Source organism: Archangium sp. (genome assembly GCF_036277355.1).
Lineage (GTDB): Bacteria > Myxococcota > Myxococcia > Myxococcales > Myxococcaceae > Archangium.
The window spans coordinates 18314-37761 of record NZ_DASUNC010000177.1; the positions used below are offsets into that span (position 1 = coordinate 18314).

The window sequence follows — 19448 nt, forward strand, 5'->3', positions numbered from 1 at the left end:
GTTAACCAACTTATAAGCCCGTGGACCCACGGCGTCAACCGGGACTGGGGGTCAACGCCCGTGGGCCGGGCCGCGGGCGTCAATAGTCATAGTCGAAGGCGTAGCGCTCCCAGTCGAGCTCCCTCAGGCTCTTCATCACCGAGGGGTCGATGGGGAAGGCGAACTCGTCCTGGAACCAGAGCACGGCCAGCCCCGAGTAGTCCTTGGCGGGGTCCCGGGCCTCGTAGTGCGAATAGAAGCGGGCGATGCAGGCCACGGAGGGGAGGGGCATCGGTGGAGTGCTTCGGGCGAACGGGGGCCGTGGGTCCTCGAGGGGCCGCTCGGGAGGAGGGATCAAGTAGGGCTTGTGCCCATGGAAGTGCTTGCGTGCACCCTCCAGGATGCGTTCGACGAAACGCGGGTTGTCCTCCCGTTGCGGGATTCCCGCCACCAGTCCCTCGTACACCAGTGACTGCTCGAGGAATCGCAAGTGGATGTTCCGGCCCGATACCAGCTCTATCGTGTTTTGTTTCGCCAAGGTTTCTCCCAGGGAACGGACCGTACCGCCATGTGCTCGGCGCTCAGTAGGACAACAGCGCGCAGACCTTCTCGCGGCCCAGCCGCTCGCGCCCGGGCAGGAAGTCCAGCGAGATGAGGACGCTGAAGCCCACCACCTCACCGCCGAGCTTCGTCACCAGCCGGGCCGTCGCCTCCGCGGTGCCGCCCGTGGCCAGCAGATCGTCCACGATGAGCACCCGGTCTCCGCGGCCCACGGCGTCCTCGTGGAGCTGCAGCCCGTCGGCGCCGTACTCCAGCGAGTAGCGCTCCGTCACCGACTTGTAGGGCAGCTTCCCCGGCTTGCGCGCCGGAGCGAAGCCCGCGTGCAGCGCCAGGGCGATGGGCGCGCCGAGGATGAAGCCGCGCGCCTCCACCCCCACCACCTTGTTGATGTGGCGGCCCCGGAAGGGCGCGGCCATGGCGTTCACCACCCGGCCGAAGAGGTGCGGATCCGCCAGTACCGGCGTCACGTCCTTGAAGAGGATTCCCGGCTTGGGGAAGTCCTGCACGTCGCGGATGCGGGCCTTCACGTCCTCGACGAGGTTGGAGTCATGACCGGGGATGAAGAGAGGAGGGGTGTTGCTCATGGGAAGAGCTCCGGGTTGACGCAGTGAGGGGGCTTCCGCCCTTCCAGCGCGGCGAGGAGATTATCCACCGCCATGGAGGCCATTCGTCCACGGGTGGCGTGGCTGGCGCTCGCGATGTGGGGGGCGAGCAGGACGTTGGGAAGGGTCATCAACGGGCTGTCGGAGGGCAGGGGCTCCGGGTCCGTCACATCCAGCGCGGCGCCGCCCAGGTGGCCCACGGGGATGCGCCGGGCGGTACAGGCCGCCACATCGATGTTGTCGTACCCCACCGCCACGTTGCTGACGGCCCGGAGGCGGTGGGCGCCGTCGAGCAGGGGCTCGTCCACCCGGTCGGTCAGCAGGGTGATGAGCCCGTCCACCTCCCGGGCCTCCGAGAGGAGGACGTCGCGTGGGGGAGGCAACTGCTCTTCCCACACCCGGAGTGAGACCTGAGCGGCCAGCCGGGCCAGCGCGTCTCCGGGAAGTTGTCGCGTGACGAAAACTCGGGGGCGGGTGGGGCGTTCCATTTCGACCGCCAATGCTCGCACAGCCGCGAGCCGTGCGGTGGATGACCGAGCAACCATCGCCCGTTCATCGACGTGCATTTTTCCCACGACGGAGGCTGCCCCGTCTGTGGTAATCGAATGGATTCCCCTCGCCACCGGGGGGGAAGGGACTTGCGAGACCGTGCCCTCCACCGCCGACAACCGAGAAGCCTCTTTCCCGCCTGATGGCCAGTGGCTGCGCGCCCTCAAGGCGGAAGTTCAGCCCACCACCTTCAAGAAGGGCCGCGAAGTCGCCGAGACGCGCCGCGTCTTCGGGCTCCAACGGGAGGGAGATCTCATCCGCGCCCAGGTGGCCGGTTCCTCCTCGCCCCAGGCGCGCTACGACGTGTCGCTCGAAGTGGGCAACGGCAAGCCCACCTCCAAGTGCACCTGCCAGTCGTGGAACGTCTACGGGCCGCACTGCAAGCACGTGGTGGCCGCGGCGCTCGTCTACGCCGCTCGGCTGCGCGCGTCGATGATCGCCTCCTCGGCCGCCGCCGCGTCCGCTGCCTCGGCCGCCGCCTCCGCGCCCAAGCCCGCGGCCAACACGGTCGACGCCGCTCCCGAGGAGTCCCCGGTGGACGGCGAGACGGATGCCGACCCGGAGGTTCCCATCCCCTCGGCGGACTCGCCCCTGATGGACGCGGTGAGCCTCCCCGCGCTCGCCAAGGTGGAGAGCTGGCTGGGCCTCTCCGCGCTGCCAGACTACGAGTTCCTCTACCGGCTCACGCCCTCCAACACGGGCCCCGGTGGCCGTCACTGGCTGATGGACGTGCGCCGCCAGGACGCGCAGATGAAGGGGCCCGTGCACATCAAGCGCATGCTCCAGGCCGGCACCCGCATCGCCCCGGCCGACGAGCGCGTCTTCATCCTGCTCGCCAGGCACGAGCAGCGGTACGACTCGCGCATCGTCCTCTCCGACGAGGACCTGTGCGAGATGTTCGAGTTCCTGCGCCAGCGCCGCGTCATCTATCGCGGCACCGCGCTGCTCTTCTCGGACGAGCCGGTGCGGCCGCAGATCCACCTCGAGTCCCGCCCGGACGGCGCCACGGCCCGCATCGAGCTGCTCATGCCGGATGGGACGAGCCTGGCCCTCAAGGACGCGATCCTGCTGGCGGGCATGCGCACGTACATCATCACGGCGCAGACGCTCTCGCCGGTGGAGCCGGACCTGCCGCCTCGCCTGGTGCGCAAGTGGTTGCTGGAGCCCACCATGTCGTTCCCGGTGGGGCAGTTGGACCGGGTGCTCACGTTCTTCGCCGCCCACCTGCCGCGCTTCCAGATGGCGCTCAAGGCGGACGACATCGACGTGGACGAGTCCGTGGAGCCCCGCTTCCTGCTCACGCTCGAGGGCACGCCCGAGCGCGTGAAGGTGCAGCTGGCGGCGCGCTACGGGCAGACCACCGTGCCCGTGTCGCCCACGGCCTCGCACCTGGGCTACGCCAGTGGCGTGGGCACCGATGGCCGCAAGCTGTACCGGCGCCGCGAGGAACTGGAGCGCGCCGCGGGCAAGCGTCTGCAGGAACTGGGCATGCGCTACGACAGCCACACCCACGCCTACGAGGCGAGCGGTGACGGCGCCATCGAGTTCTGGGCGCGGGGGCTCGCGTCGCTGCCCGAGGACTGGGAGCGCTACGGTGTGCAGGCCCCCAAGGTGCGCCTGCGTCCCAAGCTGCGTCCGCGCATCCGCGTGGGCATGAGCGGGGTGAGCTGGTTCGAGCTGGATGCCGAGTTCGTCACCGATGATCAGGCGGTGGACCTGGGCGCGGTGCGCATGTGGCTCGACTCGGGCCGCCGCTTCGTGCCCCTGAAGGACGGCACCTATGCCGAGGCGGACCTCGCGGAGATCAAGCGTGCCGCGGACCTCCTGGAGGAGGCCGGCGCCATGCCGGGCCGCACCCGCACGCGCCTGCCGCTGCATCAGGCCGTCGCGTTGGATCTGCTCGTCGAGCTCGGTGAGTTCACCGAGGTGGAGGCCAAGGCGCGCAAGGCGATGTCCGAGCTGCGCGACACCAACGGCGTGCCCAAGGTGGCGCTGCCCGAGGGTCTCCAGGCCACGCTGCGCCACTATCAGGAGGCGGGCCTGTCCTGGCTGTGGTTCCTGCACCGGCACGGGCTGTCCGGCATCCTCGCGGACGACATGGGTCTCGGAAAGACGATCCAGTCCTTGAGCCTGCTGCAGAAGGTGGCCAACGACGAGGGCCGCAAGCCGTCGCTCGTGGTGGCGCCCACCAGCGTGCTCGCCAACTGGGAGCGCGAGGCCGAGCGCTTCACCCCGGGCCTCAAGACGGTGGTGTGGCACGGGCAGGACCGCAAGGAGCGCGTGGAGGATCTCAAGGGCGCGGACCTCGTGCTCACGTCCTACGCGCTGGTGCGCAGGGATCTCGAGGCGCTCAGCGAGGTGGGCTTCCGCTACGTCATTCTCGACGAGGCGCAGAACATCAAGAACGCGGACAGCGCCACGGCGCAGGCCTGCAAGTCGCTGCCGAGCGACACGCGGCTCGCGCTCACGGGTACGCCGCTGGAGAACCGGCTCAGCGAGCTGTGGAGCCTCTTCGACTTCCTCATGCCGGGCTTCCTCGGCAGCGCGGAGGGCTTCAGCGACCGCTTCGAGCAGCCCATCCAGGTGGCCAACGACAGCAACGTGCGCGACCGCCTGCGCCGCCGCATCCAGCCCTTCATCCTGCGCCGTCTGAAGACGGAGGTGGCCAAGGATCTGCCGCCCAAGACGGAGAGCGTGGCGTGGTGCGAGATGGAGCCCGGGCAGGCGGCGCTCTACCGCGAGGTGCTCGAGGAGAGCCGCCGCAAGGTGAACGAGTCCATCGAGAAGATGGGCTTCAAGCGCAGCCGCGTCTCCATCCTCGCGGCGCTCATGCGCCTGCGCCAGGTGTGCTGCGATCCGCGCCTGCTCAAGATGCCTCCGGGGACGCTGCTGCCCAACAGCGCGAAGCTGGAGCGCTTCGGCCAGCTGGTGGACGACCTCGTGGCCGAGGGCCACCGTGCGCTCGTCTTCAGCCAGTTCACCGAGATGCTGGAGCTGCTCAAGGGCGAGGCGGACCGCCGGGGCCTGCGCTACCTCTACCTGGACGGCCGGACGAAGGACCGCATGGGCAAGGTGGACGAGTTCAACCGTCCGGACGGGCCTCCGCTCTTCTTCATCAGCCTCAAGGCGGGTGGTACGGGCCTCAACCTCACCGCGGCCGACTACGTCATCCACTACGACCCCTGGTGGAACCCGGCCGTGGAGGACCAGGCGACCGACCGGACCCACCGCATCGGCCAGACGCGCGCGGTCATCAGCTACAAGCTCATTACGCGCGGCACTGTGGAGGAGAAGATTCTCAGTCTCCAGAAGCGCAAGAAGGATCTGGCCGCGGGTGTTCTCAGCGCGGATGGAGACTTCGGCAAGCTGCTGACGGAAGACGACATCGTCGACCTCTTCCAGGGCGAGTGACCCGGGAGGGCTACAAGAGAGTCCGACTCCTCACATCACCCTCCGTGCATGCAAGCTGCCGCACGAGCCTCGGGACGGAACGCTTGTGCAGTGTCAGAGCCCACTGCTAGGTTGTTCAGGTACGGTCCGAATGGCGAAGGAGGGCACCGTGCTGCTGGGCTTGCGCATTTCGAATGTGGCGGTGATTGAGGAGGTGGAGGTGACGTTCGGGGCCGGCCTGACCGTGCTCACGGGCGAAACGGGCGCGGGCAAGTCCATCCTGGTGGACGCCCTCGGGCTGCTGCTGGGCGGGCGGGCGGATGCGGACGCCATTCGCGCGGGCTGCGACGAGGCCTCGGTGGAGGGCGTCTTCGAGCGCACCCCGGTGCTGGCCACCCGGATGGAGGAGCTGGGCGTGCCGGACCTCGGGGACGAGGTGCTGGTGCGCCGCGTGGTGGGCCGCAACGGCCGCGCCAAGGCCTACATCAATGGTTCGCTGGTGACGGTGGGCGTGCTGGCGCGCTTCATGCGCGGCACGGTGGACATCGCCGGCCAGCACGAGCACGTGAGCCTCTTCGACGCCGGGCTGCACCGGGTGCTGCTGGACCGCTACGGGCGGCTGGAGGAGCAGCTCGCCGCCTATGGCCGGGACTACGCGGCGGTGGCGGAGGTGGTGTCGCGCATGGAGGCGCTGGGCGGGGACGAGTCCCGGCTGCGCGAGCGTGCCGAGTTCCTGCGCTTCCAACTGGATGAGATCACCCGCCTGGACCCGGAGTCGGGCGAGGACGTGCGGCTGGATGCCGAGCGGCGCCGGCTGGCGGGCTCGGAGAAGCTCAAGCGGCAGGGCGCCGAGGCGGAGCAGCTGCTGTCCGGCGAGGAGTCGAGCGCGATGGAGACGGTGGGCCGCGCGCTGGGGCTGGTGACGGAGGCGGCGAAGTGCGACGCCACGCTGGCGCCGGTGGCGGAGTCGCTGGGCTCGGCCCTCGCGGAGCTGGAGGAGGCGCAGCGCCGGCTCGGCCGGTACGTGGAGGGGCTGGAGTCCGACCCGGCCCGGCTGAGCGAGGTGGAGGATCGCCTGGACGCGCTCAAGCGGCTGTGCCGCAAGCACGCCACCACGCTGGACGGGGTGCTGCAGAAGCGCGACGCGCTGGAGGCGGAGCTGTCCACGTTGGACAACCGGCAGGAGGTGCTGGAGCAGCTCGCCCGGGAGCGCAAGGCCGCGGAGGAGCGGGCGCGCCGCAGTGGCGAGGCCCTGTCTCGGGCGCGTGCGGCGTGCGCCGTGTCCTTCGGGACGCAGGTGCGCGAGGGCCTGGGGATGCTCGCGCTGGGCAAGGCCGCCTTCGAGGTGCGGGTGACGCCCGGCACCCAGCTCAAGTCCGAGGGCCTGGACGAGGTGGAGTTCTTCTTCAGCGCCAACCCGGGTGAGCCTGCCCGGCAGCTGGCCAAGGTGGCGTCCGGTGGTGAGGCCTCGCGCCTGCTGCTGGCCCTCAAGCGTGCACTGGCGGACAGTGACGGTTGCGGCTGCTACATCCTGGACGAGGCGGACTCGGGGGTGAGTGGCGCCATCGCGGACGTGGTGGGCCGGATGATTCGGGACGTGAGCGGGCACCGTCAGGTGCTGTGCATCACCCACCTGCCGCAGGTGGCGGCCTACGCGGACGCGCACCTGCTCATCCGCAAGGGGCTCAAGGGCGAGCGGACCGTCTCGGAGGTGGTGCCTCTGGAGGCGGGGGCCGCGCGCACCCAGGAGCTGGCGCGGATGATGTCCGGTGTCGAGGTGACGCGGGAGGCCTTGGGAGCGGCCGAGGCCCTGGTGCGCTCGGCCCATCGGGCATCCGGGCCCCCCCGGGCCCGGAGGGAGCCGGCCCCGGACGGCGGCCCCCGGACCCGGCTGCGCCGCAGTGCGTAGCCGGGTACGTGCAACGCCTCCTTGCTCCGATAGAGTCCCTCACATAGCATCCAGCCCGTGTCCAGAACCGCAGGGCAGACCGCGGCTCCCCGCATGAAGGTCGTCTCGGCCGGCCTCACGGATGTGGGGCGTAAGCGCAACCATAATGAAGACAGTTTCCTGATCGACGACGAGCTGCAGCTCTACGTCGTCGCGGATGGTATGGGCGGCCATGCCGGGGGCGGTACCGCCTCGCGCATCGCCGTCGAGACCATCGACAAGGAACTGCGACGGGCCCGTGAAGGTCGGGACAACCCGTTCGTCACCACCTCCAACCTGCAGGACGCGCTCCTGCCGGATGCCTTGCGTACGGCGGTGGAGAGGGCCTGTCTGGCCATCTTCACCACCGCGCAGGAGGATCCGCGCCTGTCGGGCATGGGGACCACGGTCATCTCGCTCGTCGTGCGCGACAACCAGGCGTTCTTCGCGCACGTCGGCGACAGCCGCGCCTACCTCGTCCGGGGTCCCCTCATCCAGCAGATCTCCGAGGACCACTCGCTGGTCAACGAGCAGATCAAGGCCGGGATGATCACCCCCGAGGAGGCCAAGCACTCCCGCTACAAGAACATCATCACGCGCTCGGTGGGCTTCGAAGAGGAAGTCCAGGTGGACGTGATGGGGGTGGTGGCGGAGCCAGGAGACGTCTTCCTGCTGTGCTCGGACGGTCTCGCCAACATGGTGGAGGACCGGGAACTGCACGAAGCGGTGCAGGCCTCCGCCAGCCTCGCCGACGTTCCCAAGCGGCTCATCGACCTGGCGAACGAGCGGGGCGGCGACGACAACATCACCGTCATCGTCGTTCAGGTTTCAGCCTGAAATCAGGGCGCTCCGAGAGGGCGCCTGGAATTGTTCCACGCGACTGGACGTGGAACGTCGGGTGTCGTGTGTCCTTACTTGACACCCTGAGAAGTCGGGTGGTAGCTGCCCAAACGATTCCTGTGTCCTGAGAGGCACGATGGATGACGGATGGGCGGGTGTCGGGGCGTGGGGGAGATGAAGCGCACTCGGGCATGACCTAGATTCGGGCCCCGGGTTCGCACGCCGAAGCGCTGAGGCGCACAAGGGAGCTGGCATTGGCGAAAAAGTCCTACACCCTGATCGTGGTCCCGGACCACGAATCACCGGTCAAGCGCTACCGCGTGCAGAAGTCGCTGTTCCTCCAGGTGGGAGGCGGCCTTCTGCTGCTGGCGGGGTTGGCCCTGGGGGCCACCCTTCACTACTTCCAGGTGGCTCGGGACGCGGCGGAGAATCGGATTCTTCGTGAGGAGAACCTGACGCTGCGCGGGCAGTTGAAGTCGGTTCGGGAGCGCATCGAGCACATCGGCTCCACGCTGGATCGGGTGGAGCGGTTCGACCAGAAGCTGCGGGCCATCACGCTGCTGTCGGATCCGCAGCGCAACCTGGCCATGGGCCCGGTGGAGCCGGAGCCGGGGGTGGGTTCTCCGGCGGCGGAGACGGCGTTCTCCGAGCTGTCGAACATGGAGTCGCCCAAGGCGCTGACGGGGAAGTTGGATCGGCTGAGCGCCGAGGCCACCCGGCAGGAGCAGAGCCTCCACGAGCTGCAGGCCTACTTCCAGGACCAGAAGTCGTTGCTGGCCTCCACGCCGTCGCTGTGGCCGACGCGCGGCTGGGTGACGAGCGACTTCGGTTCGCGGTTGGATCCGTACACGGCGGACCGGGTGATGCACGCGGGCATGGACATCGCGGCGCCGCACGGCAAGGACGTCTTCGCGCCGTCGGACGGCACGGTGGTGTTCGCGGGCCTGGAGGGCGGTTACGGCAACGTGATCGTCATCGACCACGGCTACGGCATCAAGACGCGCTACGGCCACCTGGCGAAGATCCTGGTGAAGGCGGGTGACCGGGTGAAGCGGGGCGGGCTGATCGCGGCGGTGGGCAACACGGGCCGCTCGACGGGCCCGCACCTGCACTACGAAGTGCGCGTGAACGGCATCCCGCAGAACCCGCGCAAGTTCATCCTCGAGGAGTAACGAGGCGCGTGAGTGAGCCCCCTCTCCCTCTGGGAGAGGGTGGGGTGAGGGTCATCGGGCCTTCACCCCTTTCGCATTTTCAGGACTCCGAGCGTCCGGGAACGAACCCGCCGAGCTGGAGCCGCCGCTGCTGCAGCCCCCCCGCGTTCCCCATGCGCTCCAGCGTATAGGCGCGCTCGAGCTCGCCCCACACGAGAGGCCCCAGCACCTGCCAGTGGGTGGGCTGCTCGATGGTGAGCTCCAGCAGGGCGAGCGTGAAGTCGGGAGCCTCGGCGCCCGCGGGCAGCGCGGCGCGAGCATCCGCGGAGAGCCGGGAGCGGGTGGGCTCGCGCAGGGCCTCCGTCACCGAGAGGCCCGAGGTGGGCACCAGCAGCACGGCGAAGTTGTCCCCGTGCAGCCGGATGAGCTTCGCGCCGGGGAACTGGGCGCGCAGGGACTCCACCACGGCCCGCAGCATCGCATCGCCGGCGGGGAAGCCGTGGCGCGCGTTGACGTGGATCATCCCCTTCACGTCGGCGATGAGCGCGCCCAGCGTCCAGCCCGCGTGGTGGGCGTGGGTGGAGAGGTCGAACTCCTCCTTGAGGAGCGTGCCCTGGGTGAGGGCGAGCGGATTGAGCGCGCCCGTGGCGTCCGGCACGCCGCGGCGGGCGTGCTCCTCGTCGAGCAGGCGCTGGAGCGCGACCTTCACGGGCTCGGGCGAGCGCTGCACGAGCCGGGGGTAGAGGGTCACCAGCGCGGTGGCCATGGCTTCGTCGATGGCGTAGGGCATGGCCGTTCTTTAACCGCGAGGGGAGGGCTAGGTCACCTTGTGCGCGGTGACGGTGACCTCGTCGCGGTCGTGGTAGAGCTGGCGCATCGTCAGCCCCTGCCAGCCGCCCTCCTGCGTGAGGATGTGCCGCACGCGCACGAGGAGGGGGTTCTTGTCCTTCATGGGCAGCTTGATGTTGGCCACCAGGTGCGAGGCCCAGCCGCGCCGGCCCCACTTGGCCAGCAGTTGCGCCACCTCGATGGGCCGCCAGGCCATGTCGCAGAAGAGCCAGTCGGCGGGCTCCTCGGGGGCGTAGGCGAAGGCGCTCTCCTGGATGTGCTCCACGCGGGGCTGCCGGGCCAACTCGGGCATGAGCTTCGCCGGGTCCACGGCAATCACCCGGGCTCCGCGGGCCACCAGCCGCTGCGTCCACCCGCCCGGCGCCGCGCCGAGGTCCACGCACACCTCACCCCGGCCCGGCTCGAAGGGGAGGTTGACGAGCGCCTCCTCCAGCTTCATCGCCGCGCGGGAGGGGGAGTCGGCCGAGCGCCGCATGCGCTGACGTCCACCCGGCGAGAGCGACAGGGCCTCGCGCGCGGGCACGGAGCCCACCAGCACCACCCCGGGGGCCACACACAGCTCGACGAGCGTGGCGCCGGCCTCGCGGGCCCGCCACGTCTCCTCCAGCAGCCGCTCCGGGGGCAGCCGGGCCCGCACCGCCTCGAGCAGGGCATCCGCCTCGTCCGCCATCCGGTTGCCGGCCGGGCTGTCCGGGGTGAAGGACTGGAGCACGAGCGAGCCGCCAGGCACCGCCTCGAGCACCCGGGCGGAGATTGTCTCGGCGAGCTGCTCGGGAGGTTGATCGGACGGCAGGGAGGTCTGCACGCGGATGCCCGTGCGGGCGAAGACGGGGGGCTCGGTGGGGCGCTTCTCGCTCTCCACGAGCACCTCGCCGAGCAGCCGGGGGGAGGCTCCCGCCCATGCCAGCTCCTCGAACAAGTGGGGCTCGAAACCGGCGCGGCAGGTCCACAGCCACCGCCCGGGTTGAGAAGGGAGGGTGACCGCTGGTATGGGCGGTGACTTCACCCGGGGTGGAACCGCGGGAAGTGGCACGGGCGCCGGCTTCGCCCCCCGAGCAGGGGGGGGGCCCTTTTGAGGGCGGGGAGCAGGGCGCCTTGCGGGACGATGGGTCTCTTTTCGACGGGAGGGCATTGCGTGGCCTCGGTTCCGCTTTACTCTGTCCTGCCGCTCGCGCGGCGGCCAATCAGGTGGAATGACGCGGGAGAAACGCATGGTTTCCTTCCTGCATCCCACCTACAATCCAGGGATTTCCCTTCACTCGCCGCGTCCCTTCGAGGATTCTCCGGCGAGAGAGTCAGAATCGCATGATCGAATGGACGCTGAAGAAGATCATCGGGACGAAGAATGAGCGCGAGCTCAAGAAAACGTACCCGAAGGTAGCCCGCATCAATGAGCTGGAGAGCAAGATGCGGGCGCTCAAGGATGAGGATTTCCCCGCCGCCACCGCACGGATGAAGCAGGAGGTGGCCAACGGCCGCCCGCTGGACGAGCTGCTGTACGACGCCTTCGCCATCACGCGCGAGGCCGCCCGCCGGGTGATCGGCCAGCGGCACTACGACGTGCAGATGATCGGTGGCATGTTCCTCCACCAGGGGTGCATCGCGGAGATGCGCACCGGTGAGGGCAAGACGCTCACCGCCACGCTGCCCTCGTACCTCAACGCCCTGTCCGGCCGCGGCGTGCACGTGGTGACGGTGAACGACTACCTCGCCCGGCGCGACGCCGAGTGGATGGGCCGTGTGCACCGCTTCCTGGGCATGACCACCGGCTGCATCCTCCACGAGCTGAACGACCGTCAGCGCCAGGAGTCCTACCGGGCGGACATCACCTACGGGCAGAACAACGAGTTCGGCTTCGACTACCTGCGCGACAACATGAAGTTCCGCCTGCAGGACTACGTCCAGCGCGAGCTGAACTTCGCCATCGTGGACGAGGTGGACTCCATCCTCATCGACGAGGCCCGCACCCCGCTCATCATCTCCGGCCCCACCGACGACACCACCGACAAGTACTACAACGTCGACAAGGTGATTCCGGGCCTGGTGCCGGACCAGGACTACATCCTGGACGAGAAGCACAAGTCGGTGTCCCTCACCGACTCGGGCATCGAGAAGATCCAGCAGCGGCTGAAGATCAACAACCTCTACGATCCGGGCGAGATCGAGACGCTCCACCACGTGGAGCAGGCCCTGCGCGCGCACACGCTCTACAAGCGTGACCGCGACTACGTGGTGCGCGACGGCGAGGTCATCATCGTCGACGAGTTCACCGGCCGCCTCATGGCGGGCCGCCGCTGGTCGGACGGTCTGCACCAGGCCGTCGAGGCCAAGGAAGGCGTGAACATCGAGAACGAGAACCAGACGCTGGCGACCATCTCGTTCCAGAACTACTTCCGTATGTACTCCAAGCTCTCGGGCATGACCGGCACCGCCGACACCGAGGCCGAGGAGTTCTCGAAGATCTACAACCTCGAGGTCCGGGTGGTACCCACCAACCGGGCGATGATCCGCAAGGATCAGGACGACGTCGTCTACAAGACCGAGCGCGAGAAGTTCGAGGCGGTGGCCAAGGACATCGTCGAGCTGCACAAGAAGGGGCAGCCGGTGCTGGTGGGTACGGTGTCCATCGCCAAGAGCGAGGTGGTGGCCAACTTCCTCAAGAAGCAGGGCATCCCCCACAACGTGCTCAACGCGAAGCAGCACGAGCGCGAGGCGGAGATCGTCGCGCAGGCGGGCCGCAAGGGCGCCGTCACCATCTCCACCAACATGGCCGGCCGCGGTACGGACATCCTCCTGGGCGGCAACCCCGAGGTGATGGCCAAGTCCGAGGTGGGCCCCGAGCCGCAGCCTCCCGCCGTGACGACGGGGCCGGACGGCCAGCCGACGGCGGAGATGACGGCCCACCAGCAGGCGCTCGCCGAGCACAAGCAGCGCTTCGAGACGGTGCTGGCCCGGTACAAGGAGCAGACGCAGAAGGAGCGCGAGGAAGTGGTGGCCGCCGGTGGCCTCTACATCATCGGCACCGAGCGCCACGAGTCGCGCCGCATCGACAACCAGCTGCGTGGCCGCGCCGGCCGCCAGGGTGACCCGGGTGGCAGCCGCTTCTACCTGTCGCTCGAGGACGACCTGATGCGCATCTTCGGGTCCGAGCGCATCTCGGGCCTGATGGAGCGCCTGGGCATGGAGGAGGGCGAGGTCATCGAGCACGTGTGGCTCAGCCGCGCCATCGAGAGCGCCCAGCGGCGCGTCGAAGGACACAACTTCGACATCCGCAAGAACCTGCTCGAGTACGACGACGTGATGAACCAGCAGCGGCGCACCATCTACAAGCTGCGCCGCAAGGTGCTGGCCGCCGGTGCCGGCATCCCGCTGGTCGAGTACGACGAGGACAAGAAGACCCGCGCGAAGATCCGCACCGAGCAGACCGTCTCCTGGGAGGACTACCGGGAGATGCTGCTGGACGCCGTCGAGGACGTCATCGTCTCGCTGACGGACACCTACTGCCCGTCGCGGAACCCGGCGTCGTGGGACCTGGAGGCGCTCGCCCGCGGGGTGAAGGAGTCGCTCAACCTGGAGCTGTCCTTCGCCAAGGCGAGCTCGCGCGAGGAGCTGCAGGAGGACATCTACAAGGCGGCGGAGAAGGTCATCCAGACGCGCGAGCAGGAGTTCGGCGAGGAGTTCCTGCGCTTCCTCCAGGTGCGCTACCTGGTCACCATCGACACGCTGTGGAAGGACCACCTGCTGGCGATGGACCACCTGCGCCAGGGCATCGGCCTGCGCGGCTACGGCCAGAAGGACCCGAAGCAGGAGTACAAGAAGGAGGGCTACAACGGCTTCATGCAGATGCTGGGCGCCATCAGCACCCAGTTCGCCATGCAGATGATGCGGGTGCAGGCCAAGGGTGCCTCCGACGCGGCCCAGGAAGAGGCCCGGCTGGCCCGGCAGATGGCCCAGCGCCAGCGTCAGATGCACGAGGGCCGTGCGGACGCCGAGGGCAAGCTGGCCGAGTCCTCCGCCGCCCGTCCGGCCGCCGCCACCCGCCAGGGCGCTCCGGCCGGAGGCCCGAAGCTGGGCCGCAATGATCCGTGCCACTGCGGCAGCGGCAAGAAGTACAAGAAGTGCCACGGGGCGTCCGAGGCCAGCGTCTAGTCGCCCCCCGGCGGCGGGCCGGGCCCCAGCTCCCCTGGGTGCCCGGCTCCCGTCCACCCGTTCCCACCCCGCGTCGCGAAGCTTGCACCGGCGGCATGGGTTTTGTTAGAGAAGCCCGCCCGCCGCCAGCCCCTGGTTGGTGGTGGGCTCGTCGTTTCAGTCAACCCACTACGCACACGTTCTTGCCGGTCCTCGGTGCTCCTGTTCGGGAGCAAACGGCCGGAATCCTTACGGAACGTGGAGGAAGAACCGAGATGGAAACGCAAGACAACACGACTCAGCAGCAGGCCATGGCCGCCGCCAGCGGCATCACGATGCGGCAGCTCCTGGAGGCCGGTGTTCACTTCGGCCACCAGACGAAGCGCTGGAACCCGAAGATGAAGCCCTACATCTTTGGCGCCCGCAACGGCATCTACATCATCGACCTCCAGAAGACGGTCAACATGGCCCGCGCGGCCTTCCGCTTCGTGGCCGACATCACCGGCCGCGGCGGCTCGGTGCTCTTCGTGGGCACCAAGAAGCAGGCGCAGGACGTCATCCAGGAGGAGGCGCGCCGCGCCGGTCAGTTCTTCGTCACCAGCCGCTGGCTCGGTGGCACGCTGACCAACTTCAAGACGATCAAGCAGGGCATCGACCGCCTGAAGACGCTCGAGAAGATGGCCGAGGACGGCACCTTCGAGCGCCTCCCGAAGAAGGAGGTCGCCTCCCTCGAGCGTGAGCGCGAGAAGCTGGAGAAGAACCTGGGCGGCGTGAAGGAGATGGCCAAGCTGCCCAAGTGCATCTTCGTGATCGACCCGAAGAAGGAGCACATCGCGGTGCACGAGGCCAACCGCCTCGGCATCCCGGTCATCGGCGTGGTGGACACCAACTGCGACCCGGACGGCATCGACTTCGTCATCCCGGGCAACGACGACGCCATCCGCTCCATCAAGCTCTTCACCTCGAAGATCGCCGAGTCGTGCATCGAGGGCGGGGCCCGTTACCGCGCCAGCGGGGCGGCCGACCGTGACGAGGACGAGCAGCAGGAGCGTGGCGAGCGCCGCGACCGCGACGACCGTGGCGACCGCCGCGGGCCGCGCCGCAATGACCGCGGTGGTGACCGCCGCGGGGGTGGTGACCGGGGTGGCGAGCGCCGGGGTCCCCTCGTGGAGATGAAGGGTGCCGCTCCCGCCGCTGCGGGCGAGGCCTCCGAGGGTGGCGAGGGCGGCGGGGAGACCACCGCCGAGTAGTGCCGCCGCGCTCCCCTGAGGAGCGCCTGGAGTCCAGCCGGGCGGCGCTTGGTCGCTGCCCGGCTTTTCCTTTTCAACCCCAGCAGTACCTTCAAACTCAATTCCCCCCCAAGCATGGGGTGGGTCCCTGGAGACGAACATGGCCGAGGTCAGCGCCACGATGGTGAAGGAGCTCCGCGAGAAGACTGGCGCGGGCATGATGGATTGCAAGAAGGCCCTCGCCGAGACCGGCGGTGATTTCACCAAGGCCGAGGAGTGGCTGCGCAAGAAGGGCATCTCCCGCGCCGCGGGCAAGGCCAGCCGCGTGGCCGCCGAGGGCATGATCGGCACCTACATCCATGGGGGCCGCATCGGCGTCATCGTGGAGGTCAACTGCGAGACGGACTTCGTGGCCCGCAACACGGACTTCCAGGACCTGGTGAAGGACGTGGCCATGCAGATCGCCGCGGCCAACCCCAAGTTCGTCAGCCGCGAGGAGGTCCCCACCGAGCAGCTGGACAAGGAGAAGGAGATCCAGCGCGAGCTGCTCAAGCAGGCGGGCAAGCCCGAGGCCATGTGGGACAAGATCCTCGTGGGCAAGGTGGAGAAGTACTACGAGGGCGTGTGCCTCGTGGACCAGGTCTGGGTGAAGGACGACAAGAAGAAGGTCGGTGAGATGATCACCGAGCGCGCGGCGAAGATCGGCGAGAAGGTCGCCGTGCGCCGCTTCGTCCGCTACGAGGTGGGGGAGGGCATCGAGAAGAAGAAGGATGACCTGGCCGCCGAGGTGGCCAAGACGCTGGGCCAGGCCTAGCCGTCCGCCCTCCGCCGTCCCGAGGGCCGCGCGTTCCGGTATTCCCCGGGGCGTCGCGGCCCTTGCCGTTCGAGGGGCCGGGTGCCAGGGGAGGAGCCGGTGGCGGACGGCCGAGGCACTCGGGCGTTGATCGCCGCCGGGGCGAGGGATAGAAGCGGGACCAATGTCCGCTCCAGCCACGGCCCGTCGTTACAAGCGCATCCTCCTCAAGCTGTCGGGTGAAGCCCTGATGGGTGAGGGGAAGTACGGAATCCATCCTCCCACGCTGTCGCGCATCGCCTCGGAGCTCAAAGAGGTGGCGGAGGCGGGCGTGGAAATGGCCGTGGTCATCGGCGGAGGCAACATCTTCCGCGGCGTTGCGGGCTCCACCGAGGGCATGGATCGCGCGAGCGCCGACTACATGGGCATGCTCGCCACCTGCATCAACTCCATGGCCATGCAGGACGCGCTGGAGAAGCAGGGCTGCCACACCCGGGTGCTCTCGGCCATCAAGATGGAGCAGATCGCCGAGCCCTACATCCGCCGGCGCGCGGTGCGCCACCTGGAGAAGGGCCGCATCGTCATCTTCGCGGCGGGCACCGGCAACCCGTACTTCACCACGGACACCGCCGCCTCCTTGCGCGCCATGGAGATCAACGCCGAGGTCATCCTCAAGGCGACCAAGGTGGATGGCATCTACAACGCGGATCCGAAGACGGACCCCGCGGCGCGGCGCTACCGGACGCTGACGTACATGGACGTCCTCAAGCAGAACCTGAACGTGATGGACTCCACGGCCATCTCGCTCTGCATGGACAACAAGCTGCCGATCATCGTGTTCGACCTGACCCAGCGCGGTAACATCCACAAGGCCATCCTGGGCGACGCGGGCGAGATCGGAACCGTGGTGGGCGTGGGCGAGACGGCCTGGGCCTGAGAGAAGCACGGACGCGCTTCATAAGGAGACCTGCACATGGCAGACGTCGTGACCGAACTGAAGGGCCGTATCGACAAGACGCTCGATGATCTCCGCCGCGACCTGACGAAGGTGCGCACGGGCCGGGCCAGTCCCAACCTGCTGGACGGCATCCGGGTGGACTACTACGGCACGCCCACCCCGCTGAGCGGCGTGGCCAACATCACCTCGCCCGAGCCCCGGCTCATCATCATCAAGCCGTGGGAGAAGAGCGTCCTCAAGGAGATTGAAAAGGCCATCCGCGAGGCCAACCTCGGCATCAACCCGATGAACGACGGCGAGGTCATCCGCCTGCCCTTCCCGCCCCTCACCGAGGAGCGGCGCAAGGAGATCGCCAAGCAGGTGAAGACCAAGGGCGAGGAGCACAAGGTCGCCATCCGCAACATCCGCCGCGACGCCAACGAGGCCCTCAAGGCGCAGCTCAAGGACAAGAAGATCACCGAGGACGACTCCAAGCGCCTGACGGACAAGGTGCAGAAGGAGACGGACGACGGCGTGAAGAAGGTGGACGAGATCATCTCCAAGAAGGAGAAGGAAGTGATGGAGGTCTGAGATGGCCTTCATTCTCGTCGCGGAGCCATCCGCCTCGGTGGCCGGGGCGCTGCGCAAGTTCCTGGAGAACGCCGGCCATGAGGTGACGGTGGCGTCCGAGGTCCGGGATGCGCTGGAGCGGGTGCGGGAGCTGGCGCCCGCGCTGGTGCTGGCTTCCGTCACGGAGAGCTTCGACGGCGAGACGCTCTGCCGGCAGGTGAAGGAGGAGGCGCCGACCATTCCGGTGCTCCTGCTGTACCTGCCGGAAGAGGAGCAGCCGGAGGCGCGTGCGTCCGCCGCGGGGGCGGAGGCGTGCCTGGTGGGCCCGTTGAAGCGGGCCACCGTGGTGTCCTGCGTGAGCCTGATGATGCAGCTGGCGCAGGCCCGGGAGACGGTGTCGGTGGTGCGCACGGAGATGCAGCTGATGCAGCATCAGGGGCCCCGCCGTGAGCCGAGCACCTCCGGAGCGGACCTGGAGTTCCTCAAGCGGCTGCTCTTCATGGAGGTGAAGCGCAGCCGTCGGTACCGCTACCCCATCTCCTACCTGTTGCTGGAGCCGGACCGGTACGCGGAGCGGATCGCCACGCTGCCGGCGGCCCAGCGCACGTCCGCGCTGGCGGAGGTGCTGCGGCGGCTCTCCGAGGCGCTGCGGGACATCGACGTGGCGGTGCCGTTCGCCGAGGGCCGCTTCATCGTCTTCCTGCCGTATACGCCGCACGAGGGAGCGATCGTCGTGGCGGAGCGGCTGCGGCAGCGGGTGAAGGAAGTGGAGTCGGTGCAGGGGCTGACGGCGTCCATGGGCCTGGCGGTGTTCGAGCCGTCGGCGCAGAAGGGCCAGGCGCAGGTGAGCTTCGGCAGCCTCATGAAGGAGGCGGGAGACGCGCTGCGGCGGGCTCAGGCCGCGGGCGGAGACCGTGTCGAAGGCGGCCGTCTGCCTCCCGTGGAGCCCTTCCTCGAGTAGGTGGCGACTCTCCCCCCTCCCTCTCCGCTCTGGGAGAGGGCCGGGGTGAGGGTCTACGGCCCGCCACTCAGCCCGGGTACACCAGCTCCTGCCCGGAGATGTCCCGCACCACGTCGGCGACGAAGCGGAACAGCTCGAGTCCCTTGCCCTTGTCGTCCAGCCAGGAGCCACTGGCGGCGTCATAGGAGAAGTGGATGCCCTGCGAGCGGCCCGCGACCCAGATCTGCCGCACGGCGCGCTGGGTGTTGACGATGCACTTCTCGCGCGAGGGCGTGTTGAGAGTGACCATGTCACCCGTGCTCTCGGCCTCGAGGTCATCCGGATCGAGCGCATCCGCGGCGGCCATGATGCGCTTGAACGCCGCGGCGACGAGCTGGTTGTAGCTCGCTTCGTCCATCATCGGTGAAGCCTCCAGGACACGGAGCGGCTACTGGACGACGTCGAGCACCGGCTGGCCCGGGGCGGCGAAGAACAGCAGCTTCGCCGGGGCGGGCGCGGCACCGGGCTCGGTGGAGTCCGGACGCTCGATGGCGATGATGGTGCCCGGGTTCACCTGCTTGGGGAAGGACTGCATGCCCAGCAGGTGGGTGGCCAGCGCTCCCATGGACGGCTGGTGGCCCACGAGCACGATGTTCTCACCCGTGTGCTCGTCGATGACGGGGGCCACCGCACCCACCGGCATGTCCGGCAGCAGGCACCGGTGGGCCCGCAGGGGGCCCTCGTGCTTGAGCAGGGTGGAGAGCAACTGCGCCGTCTGCACGGTGCGCACCAGCGGGCTGGTGAGAATGAGCGAGACCGGACCGATGCGCTCCGCCAGCGACGCGAAATGCGCGACCGTGCTGGCTCGGGCCTTGGCAGTGAGCGCGCGCGCCTCGTCACCGAGTCCCTCGGGGGCCTCCGCGTCCGCCTCGCCGTGCCTTACCAGGAAGATCCTCAAGGTGCCTCCACCGCTCTGAACGGACCGCGGTTCGTACACGACCGC

17 protein-coding genes are annotated in these 19448 nt (G+C 68.7%); 10 read left to right on the top strand and 7 right to left on the bottom strand.

The window, feature by feature from the left end:
• Positions 1 to 79: 79 nt before the first annotated feature.
• The 3 genes from VFZ09_RS44455 to VFZ09_RS44465 are packed head-to-tail and all read right to left on the bottom strand — an operon-like array spanning position 80 to position 1630.
• Positions 80 to 517, bottom strand: a complete 438-nt coding sequence (locus tag VFZ09_RS44455) for a hypothetical protein (protein WP_329733907.1) — start codon at positions 515 to 517, stop codon at positions 80 to 82.
• Positions 518 to 560: 43 nt separating this feature from the next.
• Positions 561 to 1124: an adenine phosphoribosyltransferase gene (locus tag VFZ09_RS44460; protein WP_329733908.1), complete on the bottom strand. Its 564-nt coding sequence runs from the start codon at positions 1122 to 1124 to the stop codon at positions 561 to 563.
• Positions 1121 to 1630, bottom strand: coding sequence for an NAD(P)-dependent oxidoreductase (locus VFZ09_RS44465; protein WP_329733909.1), 510 nt, complete (start codon positions 1628 to 1630; stop codon positions 1121 to 1123). Before VFZ09_RS44465 ends, VFZ09_RS44460 begins: the two co-directional genes overlap by 4 nt.
• A 160-nt stretch (positions 1631 to 1790) precedes the next feature.
• On the opposite strand from VFZ09_RS44465, the gene VFZ09_RS44470 reads away from it, so the two are divergent.
• The 4 genes from VFZ09_RS44470 (at position 1791) to VFZ09_RS44485 (ending at position 9020) form a co-directional block, all read left to right on the top strand.
• Positions 1791 to 5102, top strand: a complete 3312-nt coding sequence (locus VFZ09_RS44470; RefSeq protein WP_329733910.1) for a DEAD/DEAH box helicase — start codon at positions 1791 to 1793, stop codon at positions 5100 to 5102.
• Positions 5103 to 5250: 148 nt separating this feature from the next.
• Positions 5251 to 6990: a DNA repair protein RecN gene (gene recN, locus VFZ09_RS44475; protein WP_329733958.1), complete on the top strand. Its 1740-nt coding sequence runs from the start codon at positions 5251 to 5253 to the stop codon at positions 6988 to 6990.
• Between the two features lie 93 nt (positions 6991 to 7083).
• The gene (locus VFZ09_RS44480; protein ID WP_211276508.1) at positions 7084 to 7845 is read left to right on the top strand and encodes a Stp1/IreP family PP2C-type Ser/Thr phosphatase; all 762 of its coding nucleotides are present in this window, start codon (positions 7084 to 7086) and stop codon (positions 7843 to 7845) included.
• 257 nt (positions 7846 to 8102) lie between these two features.
• Positions 8103 to 9020, top strand: coding sequence for a M23 family metallopeptidase (locus VFZ09_RS44485; RefSeq protein ID WP_329733911.1), 918 nt, complete (start codon positions 8103 to 8105; stop codon positions 9018 to 9020).
• A 79-nt stretch (positions 9021 to 9099) separates the two neighbouring features.
• Here the strand turns inward: VFZ09_RS44485 and VFZ09_RS44490 are convergent, their stop codons facing one another.
• Positions 9100 to 9789: a diguanylate cyclase domain-containing protein gene (locus VFZ09_RS44490; protein ID WP_329733912.1), complete on the bottom strand. Its 690-nt coding sequence runs from the start codon at positions 9787 to 9789 to the stop codon at positions 9100 to 9102.
• Positions 9790 to 9816: 27 nt separating this feature from the next.
• A complete protein-coding gene (gene rlmM, locus VFZ09_RS44495; RefSeq protein ID WP_414640804.1) occupies positions 9817 to 10839 on the bottom strand; it encodes a 23S rRNA (cytidine(2498)-2'-O)-methyltransferase RlmM in 1023 nt (340 codons plus the stop codon).
• 314 nt (positions 10840 to 11153) lie between these two features.
• Here rlmM and secA point away from each other — a divergent pair, with 314 nt between their 5' ends.
• The 6 genes from secA (at position 11154) to VFZ09_RS44525 (ending at position 18466) form a co-directional block, all read left to right on the top strand.
• Entirely contained in the window at positions 11154 to 13997 is a 2844-nt protein-coding gene (gene secA, locus VFZ09_RS44500; protein WP_329733914.1) for a preprotein translocase subunit SecA, read from the top strand.
• 254 nt (positions 13998 to 14251) lie between these two features.
• Positions 14252 to 15226, top strand: a complete 975-nt coding sequence (rpsB, locus tag VFZ09_RS44505; protein ID WP_329733915.1) for a 30S ribosomal protein S2 — start codon at positions 14252 to 14254, stop codon at positions 15224 to 15226.
• Positions 15227 to 15365: 139 nt separating this feature from the next.
• Positions 15366 to 16019: a translation elongation factor Ts gene (tsf, locus tag VFZ09_RS44510; RefSeq protein WP_329733916.1), complete on the top strand. Its 654-nt coding sequence runs from the start codon at positions 15366 to 15368 to the stop codon at positions 16017 to 16019.
• 163 nt (positions 16020 to 16182) lie between these two features.
• Positions 16183 to 16935, top strand: coding sequence for a UMP kinase (gene pyrH, locus VFZ09_RS44515; RefSeq protein ID WP_329733917.1), 753 nt, complete (start codon positions 16183 to 16185; stop codon positions 16933 to 16935).
• Between the two features lie 36 nt (positions 16936 to 16971).
• Positions 16972 to 17526 carry a ribosome recycling factor gene (gene frr, locus VFZ09_RS44520; RefSeq protein ID WP_329733918.1) on the top strand — a complete coding sequence of 185 codons (555 nt, stop codon included), beginning with the start codon at positions 16972 to 16974 and terminating at the stop codon, positions 17524 to 17526.
• Between the two features lies 1 nt (position 17527).
• Entirely contained in the window at positions 17528 to 18466 is a 939-nt protein-coding gene (locus VFZ09_RS44525; protein WP_329733919.1) for a diguanylate cyclase, read from the top strand.
• 67 nt (positions 18467 to 18533) lie between these two features.
• Here VFZ09_RS44525 and cyaY read toward each other — a convergent pair whose 3' ends face one another.
• Both cyaY and VFZ09_RS44535 read right to left on the bottom strand, forming a co-directional pair.
• Positions 18534 to 18866: an iron donor protein CyaY gene (gene cyaY, locus VFZ09_RS44530; RefSeq protein ID WP_329733920.1), complete on the bottom strand. Its 333-nt coding sequence runs from the start codon at positions 18864 to 18866 to the stop codon at positions 18534 to 18536.
• A gap of 27 nt (positions 18867 to 18893) precedes the next feature.
• Positions 18894 to 19403: a SixA phosphatase family protein gene (locus VFZ09_RS44535; protein WP_329733921.1), complete on the bottom strand. Its 510-nt coding sequence runs from the start codon at positions 19401 to 19403 to the stop codon at positions 18894 to 18896.
• Positions 19404 to 19448 lie beyond the last annotated feature (45 nt).